At 56.8% G+C, this 25,431-nt stretch carries 17 protein-coding genes; 10 read left to right on the top strand and 7 right to left on the bottom strand.

The genetic code is table 11. The annotated features are described in order from the left end of the window. Window positions 1-113: 113 nt before the first annotated feature. Both SFX18_01290 and SFX18_01295 read right to left on the bottom strand, forming a co-directional pair. A complete protein-coding gene (locus tag SFX18_01290; GenBank protein MDX1961753.1) occupies window positions 114-1,718 on the bottom strand; it encodes a sigma-70 family RNA polymerase sigma factor in 1,605 nt (534 codons plus the stop codon). Window positions 1,719-2,108: 390 nt separating this feature from the next. Then, window positions 2,109-4,337, bottom strand: a complete 2,229-nt coding sequence (locus SFX18_01295; protein MDX1961754.1) for a DNA topoisomerase VI subunit B — start codon at window positions 4,335-4,337, stop codon at window positions 2,109-2,111. Between the two features lie 874 nt (window positions 4,338-5,211). Here SFX18_01295 and SFX18_01300 point away from each other — a divergent pair. Together SFX18_01300 and SFX18_01305 are read left to right on the top strand one after the other, a co-directional pair. Further along, window positions 5,212-8,655, top strand: coding sequence for a hypothetical protein (locus SFX18_01300; GenBank protein ID MDX1961755.1), 3,444 nt, complete (start codon window positions 5,212-5,214; stop codon window positions 8,653-8,655). A gap of 25 nt (window positions 8,656-8,680) precedes the next feature. Next, complete coding sequence (locus SFX18_01305) at window positions 8,681-9,562, top strand: type III pantothenate kinase (GenBank protein ID MDX1961756.1); 882 nt, start codon at window positions 8,681-8,683, stop codon at window positions 9,560-9,562. Window positions 9,563-9,602: 40 nt separating this feature from the next. Here SFX18_01305 and SFX18_01310 read toward each other — a convergent pair whose 3' ends face one another. Continuing rightward, window positions 9,603-10,220, bottom strand: a complete 618-nt coding sequence (locus SFX18_01310; GenBank protein MDX1961757.1) for a TlpA disulfide reductase family protein — start codon at window positions 10,218-10,220, stop codon at window positions 9,603-9,605. Window positions 10,221-10,504: 284 nt separating this feature from the next. Here SFX18_01310 and SFX18_01315 point away from each other — a divergent pair, with 284 nt between their 5' ends. The 4 genes from SFX18_01315 to SFX18_01330 all read left to right on the top strand — a co-directional run bounded on the left by SFX18_01315 (window position 10,505) and on the right by SFX18_01330 (window position 17,365). Then, entirely contained in the window at window positions 10,505-11,278 is a 774-nt protein-coding gene (locus SFX18_01315; GenBank protein MDX1961758.1) for an ABC transporter ATP-binding protein, read from the top strand. A 65-nt stretch (window positions 11,279-11,343) separates the two neighbouring features. Continuing rightward, a complete protein-coding gene (locus SFX18_01320; GenBank protein ID MDX1961759.1) occupies window positions 11,344-13,722 on the top strand; it encodes an ABC transporter permease in 2,379 nt (792 codons plus the stop codon). Window positions 13,723-13,747: 25 nt separating this feature from the next. Next, window positions 13,748-15,145 carry an efflux RND transporter periplasmic adaptor subunit gene (locus SFX18_01325; protein ID MDX1961760.1) on the top strand — a complete coding sequence of 466 codons (1,398 nt, stop codon included), beginning with the start codon at window positions 13,748-13,750 and terminating at the stop codon, window positions 15,143-15,145. Window positions 15,146-15,490: 345 nt separating this feature from the next. Next, the gene (locus tag SFX18_01330; protein MDX1961761.1) at window positions 15,491-17,365 is read left to right on the top strand and encodes a VWA domain-containing protein; all 1,875 of its coding nucleotides are present in this window, start codon (window positions 15,491-15,493) and stop codon (window positions 17,363-17,365) included. Window positions 17,366-17,484: 119 nt separating this feature from the next. On the opposite strand, the gene SFX18_01335 is transcribed toward SFX18_01330, so the two are convergent. Beyond that, window positions 17,485-18,720 (bottom strand): PQQ-binding-like beta-propeller repeat protein, encoded by a 1,236-nt coding sequence (locus SFX18_01335; GenBank protein ID MDX1961762.1) that lies wholly within the window; start codon window positions 18,718-18,720, stop codon window positions 17,485-17,487. Between the two features lie 154 nt (window positions 18,721-18,874). Next, window positions 18,875-19,012, bottom strand: coding sequence for a hypothetical protein (locus SFX18_01340; protein ID MDX1961763.1), 138 nt, complete (start codon window positions 19,010-19,012; stop codon window positions 18,875-18,877). 20 nt (window positions 19,013-19,032) lie between these two features. Here SFX18_01340 and SFX18_01345 point away from each other — a divergent pair, with 20 nt between their 5' ends. The 4 genes from SFX18_01345 (at window position 19,033) to SFX18_01360 (ending at window position 23,388) form a co-directional block, all read left to right on the top strand. Further along, window positions 19,033-20,388, top strand: coding sequence for a DUF3592 domain-containing protein (locus SFX18_01345; GenBank protein MDX1961764.1), 1,356 nt, complete (start codon window positions 19,033-19,035; stop codon window positions 20,386-20,388). A 135-nt stretch (window positions 20,389-20,523) separates the two neighbouring features. Further along, window positions 20,524-20,982 carry a hypothetical protein gene (locus SFX18_01350; GenBank protein MDX1961765.1) on the top strand — a complete coding sequence of 153 codons (459 nt, stop codon included), beginning with the start codon at window positions 20,524-20,526 and terminating at the stop codon, window positions 20,980-20,982. A gap of 58 nt (window positions 20,983-21,040) precedes the next feature. Then, entirely contained in the window at window positions 21,041-21,739 is a 699-nt protein-coding gene (locus SFX18_01355; protein MDX1961766.1) for a hypothetical protein, read from the top strand. 494 nt (window positions 21,740-22,233) lie between these two features. After that, a complete protein-coding gene (locus SFX18_01360) occupies window positions 22,234-23,388 on the top strand; it encodes a hypothetical protein (GenBank protein ID MDX1961767.1) in 1,155 nt (384 codons plus the stop codon). Window positions 23,389-23,460: 72 nt separating this feature from the next. Here SFX18_01360 and SFX18_01365 read toward each other — a convergent pair whose 3' ends face one another. Both SFX18_01365 and SFX18_01370 read right to left on the bottom strand, forming a co-directional pair. Further along, on the bottom strand, window positions 23,461-24,198 hold the full coding sequence (locus SFX18_01365; GenBank protein ID MDX1961768.1) for a hypothetical protein: 738 nt from the start codon (window positions 24,196-24,198) through the stop codon (window positions 23,461-23,463). 126 nt (window positions 24,199-24,324) lie between these two features. Beyond that, complete coding sequence (locus SFX18_01370) at window positions 24,325-25,365, bottom strand: MoxR family ATPase (GenBank protein ID MDX1961769.1); 1,041 nt, start codon at window positions 25,363-25,365, stop codon at window positions 24,325-24,327. Between the last annotated feature and the right edge of the window lie 66 nt (window positions 25,366-25,431).

Here is a 25,431-nt window from a genome sequence, read left to right on the forward strand (position 1 = left end):
TGAACAGTCGCGTATTTCAACATTCTGATCCATGTATACGCACACAATCCTCGTCATCTGAGTTCCTGTCTTTCGACATTCCTCGATTTCCGTGTTTCATCAATCCCGTTGACTTAGGGCACCGCCGCGGTGCCGTTAAGCAGGGTATTCGGGTCCAGGCCGTCGATAAAGCTGGCCAACGCCCGCGATCGCTGGGGCTGTTGTAGTTTGCGGACCGCCTTGGATTCGATCTGCCGCACCCGCTCCCGCGTCACCGAAAATATCTGCCCGACTTCTTCCAGCGTGTAGGCGTAGCCGTCCACTAGGCCGTACCGCAACCGCAGGATTTCCCTCTCGCGATAATTCAATTGCTCCAGCACTTCGCCGATACGCTCCTTTAGCGATTGACGGTGCACATCGTACAGTGGATCGTCCTTGCGGTGGTCCTCGATAAATTCCCCAAAGAAGTTGTCGTCATGGTCTCCCACCGATTGGTCCAGCGATAACGGCTGGCGGGTCATCTTGAGGATGCAGCGGGTGTCGTCCAGGCTCAATCCCGCCGCCGCGGCCGTTTCCTCCAGGCTGGCCTCCCGGCCCGTTACCTGCAAGATGTCCCGTTGGGCGTTGCGGACGCGGCTCATGCTGTCAATCATGTGCACCGGCAAGCGAATCGTCCGGCTTTGATCGGCAATCGCCCGCGTAATGGCCTGGCGTATCCACCAGGTCGCATAGGTGCTGAATTTATATCCGCGGGCATGTTCAAATTTATCCACCGCGCGCATCAGGCCGGTGTTTCCCTCTTGGATCAGGTCGAGGAACGACATCCCGCGGTTGCGGTACTTTTTGGCGATGCTGACCACCAATCGCAAATTCCCCGCCGATAGCACGCGCTTGGCGGCATCGTATTGCTGTTGGAAATCGCTCGTTTTCTTGATCCGGCGAGCCAGGGTGCTGGGGCTTTCCAGCGTGAGGATCATCAATTGCCGCAGCTCGGCCCGCAGTTCGCCAACATTCAGCGGTTGCTCCTTGGCGGGAAGCTGAATCTGTTGCAACAGCCACGACATCCGCTGCGACAGTTCTTGCAGCTTTTCCCACAGCGGCTGCAATCGGCTGTAACGCAGGTTCATCTCCTCAATCAGGCGGACCGCCTTGTAACGGCGGCGGATGAGTTGCTTCCAGGCGGCGCGGCGCCGGGTTTTGGTGTGGGTGCGGCTAATGGCCACCGCAAAGTCGGCTTTGTTGGATTTTAACAAATGCTCTAGCGTGTGTAGGTTGGGCGTTAGTCGCTTGAGGATGTTTTTCTTTTCCGCGGTGGCTGTGACCGAAACTTCTATCGTGCGGTCGAGGCGCAGCTTGCCCGCGTGGACTTTTTGCAGCAGGGCCACGGCTCCTTGCAGCAAAAAGTCGCTGGCCAGCATCGTCTGGCGAAAGCGAATCCGCGTCCATTCGATCTGCTTGGCGGCGACTACTTCCTCCGCCCGGTTTAGCAGTGAAATCTCGCCCATTTGCATCAGATAAATCCGCACCGGATCATCGATGTGGTCATCCTCGCCCGTATGTAAAAGGGCGTGTATGGCGTCATCATCCTCTTCGTCCAGTTCGGCGACCGTTGGTTCCGCAATCCCGGCTAGGGGGCTTTCCGGAGTGGTTTCATCATCGCGCCAGGGAAGGGTGTTTTCTTCAAATTCGTCGCCACCGACGACATCCAACACTTCCTCCATCTCGAGCGCGCGGGGCATAGGCGTAATTCCTGGGGTTTTGCGGGGGGTGCGGGGGGCTGCCGGTGTGGGACGGTGCGGGGCATTGCGGCGGGTGGCGGCGGGTCGAGAACGGGATCGTGACAAGCGTAACTCCTTCGCGGAAAAAGCCCAGCCGATCACAGCGGCAATAGCCAACGATACGCTGGCAATGAAAAGCAGCCCCTGTGCCAAGCGGTCCGGAATTTCCAGCGCCTTGCCCTAAAGACAATCCAGAAAAGATGTTGCGAGAAATTTTCTTAGCCTGGCGGCCGCTGTCCCGTTAGCTCGCTTGGGGAGAAAAAGCCACATTCCCGCCAGAATGTGGCAAAACCAAAACATCTCTTGATCATGCCGACGGGCCGTTAAATCGGCCAATATCCCGTCCCCGCCTTATTCCTTACGTCGCTTTTTAGCGGTTGGTTTGGCAGATTTCCGGCGGGAAGAAGAGGGAGCCGTTTCCGCCGCGACCTGGGCCGCCGCTTCGGCCGCGGCTTCACTTGCCAGGATCGGCGCGCTCTCGGGGGGAACAATCAGGACGCTTTTATCAGCAACCAGTTCATCCTCGGCCTCGTCGATCAAACGGCCCATTTCGTCGTATTTGGCATCGGCCTGCACGGTCTTTTTCTTGGCCACGTCCAGCAGATGCTCGTATAGCGAATTGCGGTCGGTGGCGTTGATTTCACTGACGGCGTCGGCCACTTCGCCCAAATAACGTAAAAAGATATTGCGCCGCTCACCTTCCTGCTTTACCCGCAGGCGGCGGCGCATAAACAGGCCCAGCTTGCGGCCGATGGTCTGAATCGCCAGGCGGATTTCTTTTTGAATTTCCTGGTAACCGGCGACCGCTTCTTTGCTTTCGCTGGTAAAGGGGACCCACACGCTGGCCATGTGCACCATCAGGGTAACCGGCCCATTAGGCAGGCTATTGCGCGATTGGGTCAGACCGTAGGCGCGCCAGTTATTTTGCATCACGGTTTGGGTGATGGCGCAGGCCGCGTGCTGAAATTGCAGCGGCACGCGATTGGCATAGCGCAGGACATTCATGGATTGTCCCTCGTCCAGATTGACGCTATGCATGGCGGCGTGGAGTTGCTGGATTTCGGCTTTGGTCAATTTGCCCGGGGATTGGCGCGTTCCCAGGCCTGATTCGGCTAGGATTTTATCCGCCGCGTCGCTTCCCAGTCCCGCAAAAGTGCTGGTCAAAAATTGCCGCAGGGTGCGGGCGTCGCTTTGGCCGATCAGTTCGGTCAGCATTTCCAGGGTGACGCGCTGCGCCACGGGAGTTCCGCCAAACGCCAACGCCGCCTCGATTAAAAAAGGATTCCCGCGGTAAACGGCCGGAGGCCGCGTTACCGCGGCGTAAAATTCCCCCGGGACCACCTGATGCAACCCCTTGAGCAACAGCTCTTCGCCAATCGGGGAAATGCAATCCGTGGCGGGGGCGGGCAGCTTGGCCTCCTGTAGCGCATGAAACAGTTTTTCCGCGTCCCCCCGGCCGACTTTGCCCGGATTGGTCCGGGTGCTTAGTTTGGCCACTTCGCAAATTTTGCGGGCCGCTCCCGAACTGACCCGCGAGAACGAACTGGTTAAAAAACCGCTTAGGGTGGATTCCTTGGTGTCGTTGAGCATCACAATCAAGCGGCCTAGTTCGATGCCATAGGGGTGTGGCTTGATCTCCTTAGGCTCGGCGGGAAGGTGCTCGGTCGAGCGTTCAAACAGCCGCTCGTTCCCTTCGGGATCTTTAAAGTGCAGCCGCACGTGCGGATTGGCGATGGCTGTTTGCTCCAGGTATTCATCGATACTCCCGCGTCCCCGCTGGTATTTCCCCTCTAATTCGATCGTCACCCGCGTCCCGTGCTCGATTTCTTGTCCCAGTTCGTTGACGCTTTCCCACTCGATGCCGTGCTTGGCCAACATTTCGGCCATTTTTGGTCCTGCCGGTATATCGACCCCTTCCCCCTTGCCATTCAATATTTCCGGCACGTTAAGTTTGGTATCGATTTGAATTTCGTAGTAATGCGCGGGTTGCTTTTTGGAGATTTTAGAAATGATTTTGACCGGTTTGCCCGTGGTCAACACACCGTACATGCCCGCCGCGCTAATGCCGATCCCCTGCTGACCGCGGCTCATGCGCAAACGGTGAAATTTTGATCCATACAACAACTTGCCAAAAATCAGCGGTATCTGTTTTTTTACAATCCCCGGTCCGTTGTCCTGCACGCCAATCTTAAACCGCGTGGGCCCGGTTTGCTCCAAGTGCACCCAAACTTCGGGCAAGAGGCCCGCTTCTTCGCAGGCGTCCAAAGAGTTATCCACGGCTTCTTTGACCGTGGTGAGCAGGGCCTTGCGCGCATTATCAAAACCTAACAAATGCCGATTTTTGGCAAAAAATTCACTGACTGAAATATCCCGCTGGGCGGCCGCCATCGACTGCGCGGTGGCCCGGCGGGTCTTGCCCTTGACGGGGGAATCCGCCGTTTGCTCCCGTGTCGCCGATTCCGTGCCAGCATGCCCATTGGTCGAGGGGCGCGCGGCCGCCTCTAAAACTGGTTCTCGGGGGGCCTTTCCATTATTGGTGGAACTGGATTTTTTGGATTTGCTCGTCGCTGTCTGTTTCAAGTTGTCGCTCTCCCTTGCAGTAACAGTCACAGGGTCGTCTCCCTGTAACATCCATATAATAAATGGCAATTCTCCCTGCCGGTCCCTCCATCTTTTAACTCCAGCAGGTCCTCCCGAACGTAAATTTAGGAAATCAGTGTCAATTATAACGATTGCTATTAAGCTTACCCAGGTGAGCTGGGAAGGGAATAAGTTGACGGAAAAGATGTGAATTTTGCAATATCTGGATCAAGATTTGATTTTGATTACGTTTTTTTCCATTTGGTTGGCAGTGCAATTACCCAGAAAACTTGGACATATATCGTGGAATTGCAAAACCGCATTTCTTGGAATTTTAAGTTATTTTAGCGCAGCCTAATTGTTGCTCTGTTGGATTATTATGTCTAGAATCAAAAATACACGGTGAGAGCTTTTTTGAGGGTGAAGGGTAGAAAAATAAGTTTGACGAAAGCCTGCGCAGTAACTCTATACCTAGCTTGTCTTTGAGTTATTTTGCCCCAGGTTGTGGCACTCCTTTGCAATCATTGCGTAAGGCTGTTCCCAGGTTATGGGCTTTCGCCAATGCTAGTGAATTGTCAGCGCCGGTGATGGTCAATGCCGGCTATTTGAACGTTGTCTCTGATTGGCCTGGATGGCGATCAGAGGGGGGCTTCTCCGTTGGTTCCATAGGGCCGGTGATACGTTTCTTATTTGTTGATTGAATCGCGATCACGCCTGAAAACCACCAGGGACAGGGCCGTTGCTGGAAAGGCAAAGAGCGATCCTTCACCAGATTCGAGGTTGTAAGCGGGTGCGGGGCAAGGTTTGCGTAAGGGGTTTTTGTCCTAACTTTTCCCTGTTTGTACACATGCGACTTTGCCCCTTTCCGAGGTATTTGGCACTTCTTTGTGCTAGCTGCCTGATTTTTGGCGCGGTTTTGACTACCCACCCTCCCGCGCTAGCCGATTATCGCGACGATATCGGATACACCGCCCTGAGCTCGGTCTTGGGTGCGAATTTGCCGACGGGCGCCGGCGTTCCCGTGGCCCAGGTTGAGGCGGAAGAACTCGCGCTGCAATACGCGCCCAACACAACCGATCCTAATTTTGCTGGAAAGAACTTTGCCCTGCGGAGCGGGGTGGGGGCGGCTTCTAACCATGCCACGACGGTCGGCGCGTTTTCATATGGTTTGGCCTTGGGCATAGCGGACGGGGCTACACAGATAGAGGTGTACAGCGCGGGGGGATGGTTGGGAAGCGATTTTTTGCGATATACAAACTCCCTGGCCAATCCACTAAGTTCCCCCCAGGTCAGCCGCGTTACCAATCATAGCTGGTTGTTTACGCTCAATGGTTCCTCCAATAACACCCTGGATATCCTGATGCGGGCCGATTGGGTGGCAAATCAGGATGACAATTTGCAGATTGCCGGCGTCAATAACGCCGCCACGCAGTTTGGCGGGGATAACTCCAACCCGTTGATGATGTCCGCCATGAACAGCATTACCGTCGGGCGGACGGATGGGTTTCATTCCGTGGGATCAGCCACGGTGGGGAACGGCACACTCTATGCCACCAGCCACAACCGTCCGGACGTGGTGGTCCCGACCAGCGCGACCAGTTGGTCCACACCCGTGGTCAGCTCGGCGGCGGCGATGCTGATTCAGGCCTCGCAGGCCAATCCTGGCTGGTCGTTGACGCAATACAATTCTCCCCGCACGCTACAAGTTATTCGCGGGGCGGATACCAGCGAAGTAATCAAAGCCCTGATCCTGGCTGGCGCGGATCGCCGCGTGACAAATACCGATGGCACCTTTATCAATGATTACCGCGCGGCGGCCGCCAATCAATCCACCAATGGCCTGGACAAACGTTATGGGGCGGGACAGTTGAATATTCGCAACAGCTACACCATGCAGTCCTTTGGCGAACAAAATAGCCAGCAAGACGCCGTGGTGGTCGCGGACATCCTTCCCGCGGGTTTTGACTATGACCAGGCGTTTGGTCCGCAGGGGCTGGGAGGCCAAAGGACGGGAACCTATGAGTTTAACGCCGCCTGGACGGGCCAGGCTTTTACCGCGTCATTGGCGTGGAATGTGGACATCGATATTATTCGGGTGCGGCAGGCCCAATACAGCCAAGCGGCGCGGTTATACGACTTGAATCTGAGCTTGTATGACATCACCGGGGGAGGGAACACGCTGGTGCAGTCCTCGGCCAGCACGACGGAAAATTCGGAAAACTTGGCGACAACGCTCGTCGCTGGCAGGCGCTATCGGTTGGAAGTTTCGACCCCCAGCGTGACCGATTTTTCCTGGCAATACGGCCTGGCCTGGAATGGCATGTCAAATATGGTCTGGACCAGCGCGATTAATAATGTGTGGGACGTAAATGGCACCTCTAACTGGCAGCGGGGGACCACCGCCAACAAATTCCTGACCGATGACCAGGTGGTATTTACGGATTTGGCGCTCCTGACCAATGTGCAAATAGCCGCACCGGTATCGCCGGGATTAGTGACCTTTGCCAACGCCACCAAAACCTACGTTATCAGCGGCGCGGCGATCACCGGCACGACCAGCCTGATTAAGACAGACGCCGCGGTGGTCGCCCTGCAAAATATCAACTCTTACACCGGCGGCACCACCATCAACGGTGGCAGCATCCGCCTGGATGTGACGGAGGCCCTTCCCAGCGGCCGCAATGTTAGCATCAACGCTCCGGGGACGCTGAATCTAAATAATTTTAACCAAACCCTGGGGGGGATCACCGGAAACGGAACCATCCAACTGGGAAGTGGCAATCTGACGGTCGGCTCTAACAACGCCTCGGCGGTTTTTAGCGGCGGAATCTTTGGCACAGGCAACCTGACCAAGCTGGGCCTGGGGGATATTTCGCTCGGGGGAATGAGCAATTACGGAGGCACCACCACCATTAACGCGGGACAGCTCAGCGTCAGCGTCAATTCCGCCTTGGGGGCGACGTCCGGCGGCACCGTGGTCAACAACGGGGCTTCTTTGCGCCTGATCAATAACGTGAACTATACCACTCCCGAGCCGCTGACCCTGAATGGCGAGGGGCATAGCGCCTGGGGCGCGTTGGAAGTTCCCAACGGCACGCCCACCTGGGGGGGACCGGTGACCGTGGCGACTAACAGCACGATTATGTCCAACGGCACGCTGACGTTTAGCGGTCCGGTGACGATTCAGCCAGCGATCGCGTTGTCAAAGAACGGCGGCGGCGGGCTGCGTCTGACCGGGAATATCAACTATAACGCCGGTAGTTTGGTGCGGATGTTAGCGGGAACGCTAGAATTAGCGCCGGCCGCCGGCAGCGTGATATCGCTCAATCCCGCGCTTCCCGCCTATGTGATTGGCGCGGGGACCACGGTGCGGATTGATGGCACATTTAATGATCCGCTGTCGGACGATGTAAATCCCGCGCTTGCCGCGGAGTTATTGAGCGCCTCGGCGAATTTGCAGATTCTGGCGGGGAATATTCGCAGCAGCCGCATCTTTGGCACGGGAACGGTTACCGTCAATCCCGGAGCGACCTTGACCGCGGGATATGTCCGCCAAAACGGGTTAAATTTGCAGTCAGGAGCGCGATTGACGATTCCAGTTAACGGCGGGGCGGGGGGGCTGTCGGTCTTAAACAACACCGCGGCGGGAACGCCCGCATTGACCATGACGGGGTCGTCCTTTTGGGATCTTAACGACAACGACGCGATCATCTATTATTCCGGCGGCACGGCGGACCCCAATCCCCTGCCGACCATAACCAGTTATGTGAACAACTTTTTTAACAACACACCCGGCGTCCCCAGGATTGGCAGTAGTAGTCTGACGGATTCGGGGGGCGCGCGCATCCTGATTGCCGTGGATAACATGCAGACCCAGTTTGGTAATGTGGGGAATCCCTTTTATGACCAGACCCTGGGAAACTCGAACTTGGGCACGGGCTTTAACCAAGTAATTTTGCGTTACACCTATCCCGGCGACTATAACTTGGATGGCAAGGTGGACGGGGCCGATTACCTGGTGGTCGATACCAATCTCGGCAGCCAGACAGCCGGCGGAATGGCGGGGTACATTTTAGGCGATGGCGATTTCAACGGCGTGGTGGAACCCGCCGATTATCTGTTTATTGATTCGTTCATCGGTTCGGGGGTGGCCAACCCCCTGGGAGGCGGGCTGGCGGAGGAGGGCTTCGCGCGCCCCCTGGCCATCACGGCAATCCCTGAACCCTCCGCCTGGATTGCTTTCTTTACCGCTGGTACGTTAGGCTGGGGGGCGTTGGTTGGGCGTAAATTGCGTCAGTGGATGATTCGTCGCGCATGACCGGCGAAGCTTTCGCGGGTTATTTATGGGTATTTTGGTTGAAGGCTACCGCGAGATGCGCGACTTTCCTCTTATCGCGGTGGATATTGGCAATTCGCGCAGTAAATTCGCGCTGTTTGAAGAGGCTGCAACGCCCTTGCCAGTCCCCGTGCGGATGCTGGAACTTCCTTCGCGCGAATGGGACGAAACCCAGCTTTTGAGCTGGTTGGGCCACAGCCCCGCTTCTTGCCGCTGGGAAGTTGCCAGCGTCAACCGTCCCGCCACCGAGAGTCTTTTCCGCTGGCTGCAAAGTCAATTTTCCGAGGAAACCTCCTCAAATCCGGTGGCCCTCTCTTTAGAAAAAGGGGACATCCCCGCGCGGGCTAGCTCGGCAACCCATGCTCCCCACTTGCGTTTGTTGAGTCATCAAGATTTGCCCCTGGTGGTTGCGGTGGAGCATCCCGAGAGGGTGGGGATTGATCGGTTGTTGGGGGGGGTCGGGGCCAACCGCTTACGCCCCGCTAACATGCCAGCGATTGTGATTGACCTGGGCACGGCGTTGACGATCGATTATGTCGATGCGGGGGGCGCGTTCCAGGGGGGGGCGATTTTACCCGGCATTGGCATGTCCGCCCGCGCGTTGCATGATTTTACCGATCTCTTGCCGTTGGTCCCGTTACGCGAGTTGGCCGCGCCCCCCGGTCCCTTGGGCAAATCCACGATCGCCGCGCTGCGCTCAGGATTGTATTGGGGGGCAATTGGCGGCATGAAAGAAGTCATCGCGCAGCTATCGGCCGCGACCGGTACGCAACCGCAAATCTTCCTGACGGGGGGGGCCGCCCCCGCCGTGGCCGCCTCCCTGCATCCGGCGGCTATTCATGTGCCGCATCTTATCTTGGGGGCGATAGCGTCGCTTCCCGCGGGTTAATATGAAGTATCTCAGCAACCCATTCCAAAAGGATTTATCCTTAGGCGGCTGTGGGGGACTGTTTTGCTAACAAATTTTTGATCAATTCCCGCTGCCGCACTTCGTCCCCCTGGTGGTATCCCTGCCATACTCCCCGAATGACGCCCTGTTGATCGACAATGATCGTCGTGGGATAGCCAGTAAATAGCTCCGCCCGGGCAAGGGCCGCGCGTGCCTGGCCGATAGGATCCCACCAGGTGGGGTGGGTCACTTGCTGATCAGACAAAAATTCCTCGGTCTCGGCGGTTAAATCCGCCTGATCCTCTGGTCCCAACGAACCGCCGCAACTCACAGAAACATATAAAAAATCCGGGCGATCACGAAATTCCTTATCTATCGCCGCCAAATGGGGAAATTCGGTCCGGCAGGGGGGGCACCAAGTCCCCCAAAAGTTCAGCAACGCCACCCGCTGTTTTAGATCGGCCGTGGAAAGAGTCCCCCCCTTGCCTGTTAATGGCTGTAATGTGATTTCCGGCAAGGGCGTGCCTACCGCGGCGTGATTTGTACCCGTGGTCCCCGAACGCTCCCGCCATCGCCACGCCGTGATCAAAATGGCCACACCCGCCAGAATGATAAGGGTTAAGCGTAAAATGGGTGTGGTAAATGCTGGTTGGGACATGGGAATTGATCATGGAGGGTGAAAACACAAGAAATTGTAGCGTCAGACATAAAAAATAATGCTACTGCGGGGCCAAAACCGGAAAAATTGTCTGTCAGCAGGGGAAATAATTCCGTTTTGAGCGTAGAATAAGAAAAAATGTTTGTGAAATATTTCACAATTTTGCAACTTGGTGATACGAATGGGGTAGATATTTACATGAAACCTGGATGTGTTGCTGCGGGGAATCATTCTTAAATTAATTTTTTCGTTTCGTTGAGAGCGGCTGGGAGAGCCAAAAAACCATGTTTTCCGATTGGTCCCCCTTAGTGAATACGCCCCCCGCGCCGTCCGCCTCCCCGGAATTTGCCGAACGCGGAACGCTGCTCCATTTGGATGATGTGGGCCGGACATTTCAGATGGGGGAAGTCGCGGTAAATGTCCTGCGAAATATTAATCTCGCGATCCATCATGGAGAGCTGATGGTCATGGTGGGCCCATCCGGGTCGGGCAAGACAACCATGTTGAATATTATTGGCGGATTGGATAGCCCCACCGCGGGGCGGGTTTGGTACCGGGAGCGCGACCTTAGCCAGGCGACCGCGGCTGAACTGACGCGTTACCGCCGCCAGACCGTGGGCTTTGTGTTTCAGTTTTATAATCTTATTCCCAACCTGACCGCGCGGGAAAATGTGCTGGTCTCGACCGAGATTAGCTCCAATCCGCTGGACGTCGATCAAGTGCTGGAGTTGGTCGGTTTGGCAGACCGCAAGCATCATTTTCCTTCCCAGCTTTCCGGCGGAGAGCAACAACGCGTGGCCATCGCGCGGGCCTTGGCCAAAAATCCCGAATTGGTCCTGTGCGACGAACCGACCGGGGCGCTCGACTTTGAAACCGGCAAAAAAGTCTTGCGGTTGTTGGTGGACCTCAAGCAACAACTGCAAAAGACCATCATCATCATCACCCACAATGCGCCGATCGCCGACATCGCCGATAGCGTCGTCAAACTGCGCAGCGGCGAAATCGTGGAACAGCACGCCAACACCCGGCCCAAGCCCCCCGAAGAGGTGGAGTGGTGACGATTCAATTACAAATCGAATTAACAATGATTCCAAGGCCATACTATTAAGATTGTTTGACGCCCATGAGTGTTTTAAATCGCAAACTGTTGCGGGAATTTTGGCAGAGCAAAGGGATGCTCTTGGCCATTACCGCGCTGATTGCGGTGGGGGTCATGGGTTATATTTATATGAAGTCGGCGTACCAGAATTTGCTGTATGCCCAGCGGGAATATTACGCGCTGTGCCGGATGGCGGATTTTTGGATCGATCTAAAAAAAGCTCCCGTGGCCGAGATCGAGCCGCTGGGCCAGATTGCCGGTGTGAGCGAGCTGCGTCCCCGGATTGCCAATTTTGCCACGGTGGACATCGCCACCTCGCTCGAACCGGTAAATGCCTATGTGGTGTCGTTGCCCGACCAGCGGCAACCCGTCATTAACGATGTGGTGCTCAAACGCGGCAGCTATTTTACCGACGAGCGCCGCAATGAAGTCCTGGTCACTGAATCCTTTGCCAAAAAGCACAAGCTGTACCCCGGCATGTGGCTCAGTTTAATCCTGAATAATCGCCGCGAGGAATTATTTATCGTGGGGACGGCGATTTCCAGTGAATTTGTCTATCTCGTCAGTCCCGGCTCGATCATCCCCGACCCCCAGCGGTTTGGCGTGTTTTATGTCAAGCACAGTTACGCCGAAGAGGTCTTTGGCATGGAGGGGGCCGCCAATCAGCTTCTTGGCCGGTTGACCCCCGCCAACCGCGCGCGACCGGAAAATGTGTTGGCGCAGCTAGAGCGGCGGCTGGAAAGTTACGGAGTGCTGCAAAAAACACCGCTGGCGGACCAACCCTCGAACCGCTTTCTCAGCGATGAAATACGCGGCATCGGGGTCTTTTCCACGATCATGCCCAGCATGTTTTTGGTCGTGGGGGCGCTGGTGCTGTATGTGCTGATGACGCGGCTGATCGACCAGCAGCGGATTATCATTGGCACGCTCAAGGCGGTGGGCTACAGCGATGGGCAATTGTTTGTCCATTATTCGCTCTTTGGGGCGGTGATCGGGGTGGCGGGGGGAGTGGTGGGGGGGTTGGCCGGGTATTTGTTGTCGGTCTTGGTGACCGAAATGTACAAAACACTGTTTGAGTTTCCCAATTTGACGAATCGGCTGGATTGGCAGTTATATGCCACGGGGGGCGCGATCAGCCTGGGGTGCGCGCTGTTTGGCGCGGGGCAAGGTGCCTGGGCGGCGATTCGCCTGCGCCCCGCCGAGGCGATGCGCGCCCGTCCCCCCAAACAAGGGGGCAAAATCCTGTTGGAGCGGTGGACCTGGTTGTGGTCGCGGCTAAGCTTTGGCTGGCGAATGTCCCTGCGTAATATATTTCGCCAAAAGACCCGCTCTGGCGTAACGATCTTTGCCGCGATGATGGGGGCCGCGCTGACCTTTACGGGATTTACCCTGCAGTATTGCTTGCGCTATTTGATTGATTTTCAATTTGAAAAAATCATGCGCAGCGACATCGATCTAAGCTTTAAGGAAGAGCGGGACGGGAGCGCGCTGGACGAGGCGCGGCAACTGCCGGGGGTCCATGACGCGGAGCCGCTGTTGACGGTCGCCTGCGATTTTGTGAATGGCCCCTACCGCCGCAAGGGGGCGATCTCGGGCCTGTGGCCCGGGGGACGGTTGACCATTCCCCGTGATTTGGTGGGAAATCCCTGCCCCATCCGCCCGGATGGCCTGACCATGACCCGTAAATTGGCCGATATCCTGCATGTAAGCGCGGGGGACCGGATCACCATCATACCCAACAAAGGACTGCGCGCGCCCAAAAGCGTCCCCATTAGTCAAATCACCGACAGCTATCTGGGCCTCAATGTCTACGCCGACCTGGGGTATCTTAACCGGCTTATCGACGAAGAGGACGCCATTACCGGCGTGCAGTTGGTCATGGACCGCCATCCCGGTTCCTACGCCGAATTTTGCCGCGAGGTAAAGCAGCTCCCCGCGCTGCAGGCGTTCAATTCCCGCTCGGCCAATGTGCGCAACCTGTTTGACACTTTTGTTAAAATGCAGGACGTGGTGATCTCTTTGATTATCATTTTCGCGGGAATTATTTTCTTTGCCAGTTTGCTCAACACGTCGCTGATTAATCTGGCGGAACGCCGCCGCGAAATCGCCACGCTGCGGGTGTTGGGATATACGCCCTGGCAAATCGGGGGCTTTTTTTGGCGGGAAAGCCTGACGCTGAATATCCTGGGAACCCTGTTGGGTTTTCCGGTTGGTTTTTTGCTGGTGTGGTATATGACCGTGGTTTACAACACCGAAATGTTCCGCTTTCCCCTGGTCATGCCCCCCAGCGTCTGGATCAAAACGTTTCTGGCCGCGCTCCTGTTTGGCTCGAGCGCGCAGCTCTTGGTCTTGCGGGAAATTTTTGTCCTGGATTGGCGCGACGCGCTCAACGTCAAGGAATAACCGTCATCGTAAAGGATAGTGAACCATGAATGGCAAAACCTGGATCGGTCTTTTGGCGATTGCCGCGGTGGTGCTCGCCGGTGGGTACCTGTTCACGCAATCCGGCGGCCAGCCGGTCGAATCCGCGGCGGTGCGCGCGACCCCCATCCGGGAATTTGTCGAGGAACGGGGCAAGACCCGCCTGCCCCGCACCTACAGCATCACCATGCCTTTTGCCGGACGGATCGAGTCCCTGGAGCAATTGGCGGAAGGGACCGCGGTAAAAAAAGAGCAAATCGTCGCCCGCGTGGTGCCGCGCGATTTAGAACTAAAACTGGCCGCCATGACCGCCGCCAAGGAACGCATGGACGCCTCCATCCAGGAAAACGACGACCTCACCGTGGAAAATGTCTCCTTGCAGCAAACGTATGAAATGGTCCGGTCGATGGAGACGACCGTGGACGCGGCCAAAAACCGGCTGGAATCGGGAAAGGCTAAATACGAATTCGCAAAGAAAAATTTGGAACGCGTGCAGTCACTGTGGGAGAAAAAAACCAAAACCGACGAAGACCTGGACGAGGCCCGCCTGCAAGCCATCCAAAGCAACGTAGACTACCGCCAGGATCAGTTGGTCCTGGCCTCGCTAGAGGCAATGCTGGTCGCGACAAAGCTGATGCCCGTGGCCCTGCAAGCCTACATGACCCGCAAGACCGAAAAAACCAGCGACGTTCTGCGCAAACAACTGGACGAAGCCGTCGTCCAATGGCGCGAAGCCGAACGCGATCGCCAGCGCGGGACCATGACCAGCCCCATCGATGGCGTCGTCTTGGAACGGCCCATCGTCGATGAACAGCACATCCCCGCGGGAACATTATTACTAAAGTTGGGAAACCTCGAAGATTTGGAACTGGAAATGGACGTCCTGAGTCAAGATGTCGTCCGCGTCAAGCCCGGTCAGCGGGTGGAAATTTTTGGTCCCGCCATCGGACCCATCCCCGCCGTCGGCGTCGTCACCCGCATTTATCCCGCCGGTTTTACCAAAGTCAGTTCCTTGGGCGTGGAACAGCAACGGGTCAAGGTGATCGTGGGTTTTGCGGAAGGGGAGCTGCCACGGCTGCTGGCCCAACGGGCCTTGGGCGTGGATTACCGCGTGCGGGGGCGAATTATCACGGCGGAAAAAGAATCCGCGCTTACGATTCCCCGCTCGGCTCTCTTTCGCGGCGCGGATAATCACTGGCAGGTATTTGCCATCGCCGACGGCGTGGCCAAATTAAAGAAAGTGCAAATTGGCCTCATTAACGACGAAGCGGCCGAAGTTTTGGCGGGATTGGCCAATGGCGAGGAAGTCATCCTGGCCCCGGAAACCAACCTGGTCGAAGGCGCGCGCGTCAGCTCCACGGCCAAAAATCTGGAATCCGGAACAACGCTGGGGGGACAGGAGTAAACTGAATCGCGCGCAGGCCCTTGCCATTTATCCGACCCCGCCATTCTCACTCTATCGACCCGCACGAGCGCGCGGCTGGCCGCCGGACAACCACGGCAGTGCCAGACAAAGGTGGGATTCTGACAATTATCGCAATCGGTGCGGGGGGGTTGGATAAATTCTGGCGACAATGACGCAATAATCTCAGAAAATATTTGCCCAGCCCTCCAATTTAACACAAGTTTCAGTAGCTGAAAATCTGGAGTTGCCACTATCGCCGCGCGGCTCCGGTTTTTTGCTAACTGCTTTTCTTTGTCACTTTTCTTGCTTGGGGCAGCCGTTTTTTTATCGTGCAGGAGTTCAACCATGTCTCGTCCAGTTCAAACACTGCGCCGCCGCGCGGCCGTGGCAGTTCTTGCCGCGTTTTTAATGGTGGGTTTGTTGGGCATGGTGGCCTTTGGCATTGATACCGGCTACATCATGCTGGTGCGGACACAATTGCAAACCGCGGCCGATTCCGCGGCGATGGCCGCCGCCGGAGCCATGGGGGGAACATCGAGCGAGGTGATCGCCGCCGCCCAACAGTTTTCGGCATATCATCTGGCTGGCGGCAAAAGCGTCACACTGGCTTCCTCGGACGTTGAATTTGGCAATTGGGACAAGGACACGCGGGTATTCACCCCGTCTGGCCAGATTGGCAATGCCGTGCGGGTCACCGCGCGCCGCAATAACACGACCAACGGAGAGGCAAACCTGTTTTTTGCCCGCATCTTTGGCCGCAATAGCATCGGGTTAGAGGCCCAGGCCATTGCCATGGCCAATCCCCGCGAGATCGCCTTTGTAGTGGATCTATCGGGCTCGATGAACGACGACACCGAACCGGCCTGGGTCACGGGATTGATCGACGCCGAATATGCCTCGGAATCGGCGAACGCGGGAACCAACCTGATGACGCAGGTCTATAGCGATTTTGGTTATGGGTCGTATCCCGGCACGCTGCAGTATGTCGGCGCGCCGCTGGGTGTCGCGGCGGACCAGTACGCCTATGCGGAAATGACCAAGGACAACGGGCCCTTGGCCGCGCTTTCCGATACCAACTACAAAATTCTCAGCACCGATAGCGAATCCACCCGCAAAACCAAGGCCTACCGCTGGATCATCATGAACCAGATCGCCACCGTCATGCCAGGCGTCAAACCAACCCCCAACATTACGACCAACTTTAACTATTGGTCGCGTTACTTGGACTTTATCATGCGGTCGCAAACGATTAGCAGCAGTTCGCCCAAGGGGAAACCGCCGAACAGCCGCGGGGCCTTGCCTCCCAGCCAAAACAGCTACCGTTTGAATAGCGGGGCCAACAATCCCAATGGCACCAGTTGGCCCAGCGCATCCTCCAGCATCACGCAAACCTATCAAAACAGGATTGGCTATTTGACCTATGTGCAGTTCATGATGGATCACGGGCGGGATTCCAAGCCGGATGGCAACATATTTGTGCCATTATCGCGCAGCTCCCCTGATTGCCCGATGCACAATGAAACCGTCAGCGGTCGCTCTTACAGTTTTCCCCCGAGCGCCCAGCCGACCCACGCGGCCCGCCGGGCGATCATCGCCGCGATCGAGCTGATTGCCGAACGAAACGCCGGTGTTGCGAACAATAACAAGGATTGGGTGTCGTTAATCACTTTTGACAAAGGTTCCAATACGAATTTGCGGTGTCCCTTGACCGGGGATTATGCCTCCGTCCAACAAAGCTGCACCACCATGCAGGAAGTGGCGGACAATGCGTCCAGCACCGCCACAGAATATGGTTTGAACCTGGCAAACACCCATCTAAAGCCCACCACCTCCGGCGGTGCTGGCCGCTCGGGCCCCAACCGCGTCGTGGTGTTGTTGACCGACGGCATGCCTAACCTGTACCAAAGCTCCAATTCCACCATCAACAACTACATCTCCAATAATCCCAGTTCGGATTTTTATGGATCCAGCAACTACGCCCATAACGCCGCGCTGATGTCGGCGGATATCATGGAAGGTCAAAACTGGGCCGTGTATCCCGTTGGGCTTGGGCTGGGGACGGATTACACTTTTATGGATCGGATGAGTCGGCTGGGGGGTACCGCCGACGAGAATGGCCAAAGCCTGCGCGGCTCCGGCAATCCGACCGAATACGAGCAGCGATTGGTGGATATGTTTAGGGAAATCATCACCAGTCCCCAGGTGCGGTTGGTATATTAACAGCCCGGCGGGACTCAAATCCGCCTGGGCCTTGTTTCCGCAACTCCCCTCCCGCTGGGTGGGGAGTTTTTTGTTTCTATGGGGGTGGAGATAGCCGCGTGTGAAGGAGTTGACGGGGATTATTTTCCTGTGGGTAGTTCCAGGCACTTTAGCTCATTCTCGCTCCGTACATACAAGGCTCCTCCCGCCAGCGCGGGAAGGGCCTGCACCGTCACCCGCGCGTCGCCAAACGGCCGTGTCCGGGCTAGTTCCCGCGATTTTTCACCGGCAGGCTCGAACAGCACCACTTGACCATCGGTGGTGACGGCAATGAGCAAGTCTCCGGCTAAAATTAAATTTGCCGTGCCAAAGTTGGAAACGCCCCACACCACCCCCGGCCGCGCCGGATCGATGCAGCGCAACTCCGCCACGCCGACATCCTGCCGTCCATGAATACCGTACAACAGTCCCCGGTGGGCGATGGATGTTGTGTATTGACTGGACAGCGTGTCGTCATTCGCCCAAGTTTCCGTCAATTGATCCCCGGCCAGCGTGATCCATTTGGCGCCGATTCCGTAACTGGCGGTCAGGAACAATCGCTCATCCACCGTCACCGGATTTGCCCCATTGACCGTCGGGCCTCGCTGGCCAAATGGAATTTTTGACAAAATCTTTCCCTCGGTCGGATCCAACAATAGGCAATTTAACCGGGTCACGCACACCACACGGGGCTGGCCGCCGACGTCCACCAAAATGGGCGAAGAGTAGCTGGCTTGTTCGGGGCCCGCTTGCCATAAGACTTTTCCATCTTCCAGGGCAAATGCGACCACTCCCGCGTTTCCCGCACCTCCCACATTCACAATGACCCGGTCCCGCCAAACCAGCGGAGTGGAACCAAATCCAAAATATCCTTCCGGCGCTTTAAATTCGGTCGCGAGTGATTTTTCCCACATCAGTTCGCCACTTTTTCGCATCAGGCAGCGCAAATAGCCCCCCGCGCCCAAAATGATTACCTTGTCGTCCGTCACCACGGGTACGCAGCGGGGACCGTTATCGGGAGCAATGGTGCTTTGATAGCGGGTGGCATACTCCGCGCGCCAGATTTCGCGGGCGGTGGCGGTATCCAATGTTCGTAAAATTTCCTGGTTCTGCACCCTTTCATATAAATAAACCACGTTTTGCGCCACCGCCACGCCGGCATAGCCCTGTCCCACCGCGATTGACCAGCGTTCGGTCAGTTTGCCGGGCCAGTCCTTTGCCACGGACTCCCCCGTGGAAATGCCATTACGCGCAGGCCCAAGAATCTGGGGCCAATCGCCGGCGGCCGAGAATTTGCATTCCGTCAGGCCGGTCATCAAGAGGGTGAGGCAAAGCAACTTTAGCCCGCGCAGGAGAAGGCCGGGGAAAAAGACAAACCGTTCCCGACGGACGATTTGCCCGCTATTTTTTCGGAAACACAGAGCAAGTCTTAAAGAAGTTGAGAATAAAATTGGCATGGATTGAAGGAAAAAAATTACCGAGGGGGTGTTGCTAGCGAAAACCGGTCAATGCCACGGCGGATCCCCGCCGGGCGGACACTTGTTGAATCACGGGGTTTTTGCCAGGATACAGGGAACAGGATAGTGATGTGGTCGGCCAGGGATCATCCGCGGCCGCGGGTGGGTTCATCAAAAATTGCCGTAGGTGTTATGCGTCCGCTCCGCTTTTTAGGCAAAAAACGAGGAGATCGCCGTACCGGCTCGCAGCGCTGGGCCAGCGCGGGAGAGGCGTTTGCCTATGGCGTGTTTTTATTGGCGGGTGTCTTGGGAATGGTGCTGATCCTGGGGCGGTTTGTCGGTCCGGAATGGCGCGCCAACCAGGAATTCGTGGAAGGGCGGGCCACCGTCGTGGACAAGCGTCTGTGGGAAGAGCTGGATCACGAACAACGCAAATTGTACCGCGCCGATCTGCATATCCGCTACCAATTTCAAGAGCGTGATTATACCGCGGTTACCTACGATATTACCCGGCGGGCTTATGCGGATCGCGTCGCGCAAGAAGCAATCCTGCGTCACTTTGAAATCGGCCAGTCCTACCCCTGCTGGATTAACCCCGCCGATCCCGCCGAGGTGGTGCTGGTCCGCGGCTATACCTGGTGGCTCTGGCTGATGCTGATTTTACCAATGTCCTTTTTGGTCATGGGGGGCGTGGGCCTGGTCTGGACGCTATTGCATTGGCGCAACTCGATCGAGCGGCGGGCTGTGACCTGGCAGCAGGCGCGACTCTTGGTCGGCCAGCAACTGCGCGTGGGAAACCAGGCTTTTCCCGCGATCCCCCGCGATGACAATATCACCAACAGCCCCGGCACGCGGTTGCCCTACCGCCTGCCTATTGAAATCTCTTCTTGGTGGAAATTGTTGGGCCTGGGGATTGTCACGTTCTTGTGGAACGGCATCGTGCTGTTTTTTGTCGCGCGGATGTTGTGGGATTGGACCGTGGGGACCGGCAGTTGGGCCATGACGCTGTTTTTATTGCCCTTTGTGTTCGCGGGAGGAGTTTTGATCACCCGGCTGGTCCAAGAGTTGTCGATCAGCTTTGGGATCGGACCGACCCAACTCGAGATATCGCGCCATCCCTTATCGCCGGGAGAAGACCTGGAAGTGTGGATATCACAGGGGGGGCGATTTACCATGTCGCGAATGACCGTGGAATTGGTATGCGAGGAATCAGCCACTTACCGCCAAGGGACGGATTCGCGGACCGAGACCCGGGTGGTGCATCGTTCGTTATTGTGGGAGGGGAGCGATTTACAAGTGGTGGATGGCGCGCCGCTGGAGATCAATTTTTGCCTGACGATCCCCCGCGCCGCCATGCACACATTTCAGGGTGCCCATAACGAAATTTACTGGAAAATCCTGATGAATGGAGTGATTGCCGGCTGGCCGCCCCTGACGCGCGCGTTTTCGCTGATGGTGCTGCCCGCGGGGACGCGCACCGTGCCGTTTATTCCGCCACCCCTGACAGCTCCCCGTTTGCAACTGGCCCCGCAGGAACGGCGGATTTAGTTTTCCCGCCGATTCAGCCTAGTGTTGTGTCAAGGTTAAAGAGTTGAGTTAGGCCGATCAAACGGGGGCGCTAGTCCGAAAACGAATCGTTGACAATGCACCAAGCCCCTAATCGCGTTATTCGCGGCGAATATCATGAATACACCCTTGATCAGCATTACCATCGATCAGCGCGAACCATACTTTCCGGGCGAAACCCTGTTGGGAGAATACCAGATCGACGGCGCCCGCACCGAAGACCTGCTCGCCGTCGAGCTCTCCGTCCTGTGGTATACCGAAGGAAAGGGAGACGAAGACCTGGGCGTGCATTTTTTTGAACGTCAAAACCAAGAGACCACCTTTGGCGAGTCCCTGGGGACGATGCGCCGCTTTTCCACCGTGCTCCCCTGGTCGCCGCTGAGCTATCAGGGCTGGCTAGTAAAGATTGTGTGGTGTGTGCGGGTGCGGGTTTTTCTACGCGGAGGAAAGGATTTTTTTGAGGAACTGCGTTTTCAATTAGGCATGGTGCCGCAACCCCCGGCATTGGCCATGGCGGCTGTGTCACCTGAAGATTTAGAGGGGGGCTCCGACGCCGAGGATGATACCCCGTCCTAGCGCATCAACCTAAAGGTCGTTCCACTCGCCCTTCGCCAGATACAGTTCGCTTGATACTATGCCAAAGATTGCCAGCTTTGCTTCGCCGACCAATCCTTTTTCCACCCGCTTTGTGCGGCCGGGGGCGCTGCCGTATCTCTTTATAGCGGAGGATGACCGCGCTCGACGGATGCCACCCCTACCGCATGCAATAGAACCGACGGCTGATCCCGCTGAAGATACCGGCTTTACCTGCGCGGAGCTGTTGTCGCGTTGGCAATCTGCGGGTCGCCGGGGATCCGTGATCGGTCCCCACGGCGTGGGTAAAAGCACACTCCTACGACACTTGGCCGACGCATTGGCCCAAGCGGGAGAAATCGTGCACTGGGCGGGGCTAAGCTCAACAATGCGCAGTTTGCCGCAAAACTGGCCGCCAATCAACAACAGCGCTTCGTACGTGGTGTGCGTGGATGGCTATGAACAATTAAGCTGGTGGGGCCGGTGGTGGTTAAGCGGGTTGGCGCGGCGGGGTTGCGGAATTTTGGTCAGCACGCATGCCCCGTGCGACTTTCCCGAATTGGTCCGACTACGGCCCTCCCGCCGGACTTTTGGGCTTGTTGTACAAAGATTGGTGGGGGGTAGGTGGGAAATATCGGATAGGGTTATTGACGCAGCCTGGACCGCCGGAAACCAAAATCCGCGGGAAGCCCTGTTCTGGTTGTATGATTGGTGGGAAGACCAGGTCCGTCTGGCCAGCCCGTCCCCCGGCCTAAGGTAGCACATTTTATTGTCATTTTTCCCAGCTGATTCCAGCGAATTTGGTAAGTCTTACAATTACAGCCAGGGCCTTTGCGGTCGGGATCAAAAGAGCGTTGCGGAAAAAGCCGTTCAGGTACCCGGCGCGAATAATGGGATTGTAGCGATTGTGACGGCGCGCTACGCCAAAAACCCGAATTTATTGCGGTTGAAAGCCCACAAAAGCTAATTGCGCACGTAGATTTGCATAACCTTATCTCCCCCGTGGGTTAACCATCACCCGCGTCAGGTAACCGCGACATGGGTCGCTAGCCAGTTGGCGGCACGCGATATGCACATTTTCCCGCCGAGCGCGCTAATACGCGTTATTGATTTGACCCCCGTACACTTTGCCCGCGCGTCATTTTTTAGCAAATTGCCAACTTAACCCTATCGGTCCTTGACGCTAGCAAACTTGAAGAGTTCACTGGAAATAGAGACCTAACTTTTGAATTTTTTTGGAGAAGAGGCAGACCCATGGCCCGCAAGTATTCCGCAATGACACTGACTCTGGCCGGTTTGGGCGTGGCGGTTGCCGCTCCGAGCGTGGCCACCGCTTGCTGGTTAACCGGTTGCTGTGGCGGCTCGCAGCAAACGACGTTTTTTGCCCCGCAACCGGTGGTTGCCGCGCCGGTGTCGGCATGCAATCCCTGCAACACCTGCGCGACGCCCACTACCACCTTCATGCCGACGACCAGTTTCATGCCGACGACGGCGGTACAGCAGACGGCTTTTATGCCGACTACCACGGTGATGCCGACCACCGCGGTGGTCCCCGTGACCACGCTTCGGCCCACCTTGTTTGGCTTTCGCCAGCGGGCCACGACCAGTTTTGTGCCGGTCCCCACGGCCAATATCGCGGCCACGACCTTTGCTCCCGTGCAACCAGCGCAACAAACGGCGTTCATGCCGACCTACACATCGTTCCGGCCGGTCGTGCCCGCCACGTTTGCCACACCGGTGACCAGCTTTATGCCCACGCAACCGACTACGACTTTTTTGGGGTCCAGCAGCAACTGCAATACCTGTAGTACTCCCACCGCCACACCGACTGAGACCGTGACATTTTTGGGCAGTACCTTTAGCAATAGCAGTTTTTCCAGCGGTGGCTCGACCACGGGAAGCAACTGCTCCAACTGCGAAGCGACTTCCTCCACCGCGGTTCCCACAACCAGCGCGTTCTCGAGTGGTGGCTCCACCAGCACGTTTAGCGGCTCCAACGCGGGAACGCAGTCGGTCATTAGCAATGGCACCCAGGAGAATAGTTCAAAACTTACTCCCGCCACGCCCGCCCAGGAAGCCCTCAAGCCGATCCCAGATCCCGATAAGGTCCCCGCTGATAAAAGCTCGACCACTTCGCCCACCAGTCCCTCGCGCGTGCTCAATCCCGAAAATCCAACCGCCCTGTGGACCGTGCCTAATAGTAGTGGGTCAAATAGCACCGTGCCTTATTCGCCGTTAGCCACGGTTGCTCAGCGTCCGACGGTTCAGTCTCCGGCGGCCAATATGATCACACCGGCTCAATACAATAAACCGGTGACTGGAGCGGGAACCACGACGCAGCCTCAAGGGTCTAGCGCTGTGGCTGCCCCCCGTTTTACCCAACTGCAAAACGATGGCTGGGGCGGTTAATTGCCGTGGTTGGTTAGATCAGCGGATGAACGAATAGCATATCAGGCGGGGCTTTGCGGCCCGCGCCTGATTTTATTTGGCGGGCGGGGGAAAGGCTCGATCCCGCCGCCAAGTGGCGGAACGGCTATGTTCCGCCGCGCGGCGAAGATGCCATTCCCGCGCGAGAAAATTGCTCAATCGCAGTTGTTCAAAAACCGTTCCGGGCTGGGGCGTGTAAACCAGCTCGTCTTGTTCGGATAAAAATGGATAGGTCTCTGTTTGCCCCCACAAGCGGGCAAAGAATACCGTTTGGCCAGGTTGTTCCCCCGCCTTTGACGCGGGTAAAAAGATCGGCCCCGCCCAACCATCCTCGCCGGAGTTGGCGGGTTGCCGGGCGATTGGCAGGATGCCATGATCGGGGACCCAACGCGCGTGCCACAGTTGTCCCGCGGGCGTGCCAACATTCTGGCCGTGGGAAGCGTCCTGTTGCAAAACGCAGGTGGCCGATTGATAAGGCGTGCCAAAGAAGGTCCTTTCGCACCAGGCAAACCAAGCGGAAGAATTGTACGCCGCCACCAGATAGTAACCTTCTTTGCGCTCGGCGCCGGTGGTAAATTCCACCGCCACGCTGCAGCTCCACTCGGTGAATTCACACCCCCAAAATTTGCCGCGCGCGCAAGAGATAAACATTTCCGCCTGGCCATTGACCGCGCGGGGTTGCAAATTTGCCCTCGCCAGGATCGTTTGCCAATAGTCCAAGTCGGCGGTGCCGATGAGCGTGACTTCGGCCACGTTTTTTAGTTCGGCGACGTAACTGATTTTGAATGACATCTGGGGTGGCGGGGGCAACACTGGCTTTTGCCCCTGATTGAATTGGAGACGCGGATCGCGGAAGAAGGGGTAATAAACCAACCACAAATCGTCGATTGTCGCTACTTAATCGTTAAACATGAATCCCTACCGCGCTAATTGTGCCACAGGAACGGCTTTGGCCTCGTCGGGGGCTTTTTCCGGAACTGACTTTAAAATATCCAATAACACCTGGTCCACCTCGATCCCCTCGGCCTGGGCTTCAAAGTTGAGCACGACCCGGTGCCGCAGCGAGGGGAGAAACACCCGGCGAATATCATCATAGCCCACGTTATAGCGTCCCTCTAGCAATGCCCGGACCTTGGCGGTGAGGGCAAGCGTTTGGGCTCCGCGGGGGCTGGCCCCCCAGCGCAGATATTGGTTCGTGGGCGCGGCCGCCAACGCTCCCCCCGGATGCGTCGCCAGAATCAATCGCACAATATAATCCTGCAAGTGCTTGGCTAGGATTACCTCGCGCACCAATTGCTGCCATTCCAGGATTTCCGCGCCGGTCATGACTTTGTCCGGCTCGACTTTTTCATTCTTGGTGGTCCGTTCCACAATGGTCGCCAGATCCGCCCGCGAACTGTAGCCCACGACCAACTTGTACAAAAAGCGGTCAAGCTGGGCCTCGGGGAGGGGATACGTCCCCTCCTGTTCGATGGGGTTTTGCGTGGCCAGCACGAAAAACGGCTTTTGCAGGATGTATTGTTTACCTCCGGAAGTAATCGTCCCCTCTTGCATCGTTTCCAGCATGGCGGACTGCGTCTTGGGCGTGGCGCGGTTGATTTCGTCCGCCAGACAAATTTGGGTAAAGATCGGTCCCTTTTGAAATTCAAAATACCGCTTGCCGTCGGGCCCCTCTAGCACCAAGTTGGTTCCCAGGATGTCGGCGGGCATCAGATCGGGCGTGAACTGGATGCGGTTAAACTGCAAGTCGAGCGCTTTGGCCAGCGTGCGTACCAAGAGGGTTTTGCCCAGACCGGGCACCCCCTCGAGCAGGCAATGCCCCCCGACAAACAGACAGGTCAGGACGCCTTCCACGATCTCTTCATGGCCGACAATCACGCGGCCGATCTGCGCGCGGACGTCTCGGTAACGTTGGACAAACTGGGCGGCGCGCTGTTCGATGGATTGAGCCAGGGACATAAGCGAAGTTATAAGGGTAATGGGGGAAAAATCCGCTGTCCCGCCAGTATAACAAAAAAACGCCCG

The organism is Pirellulales bacterium (assembly GCA_033762255.1).
Taxonomy (GTDB): domain Bacteria; phylum Planctomycetota; class Planctomycetia; order Pirellulales; family JALHPA01; genus JANRLT01.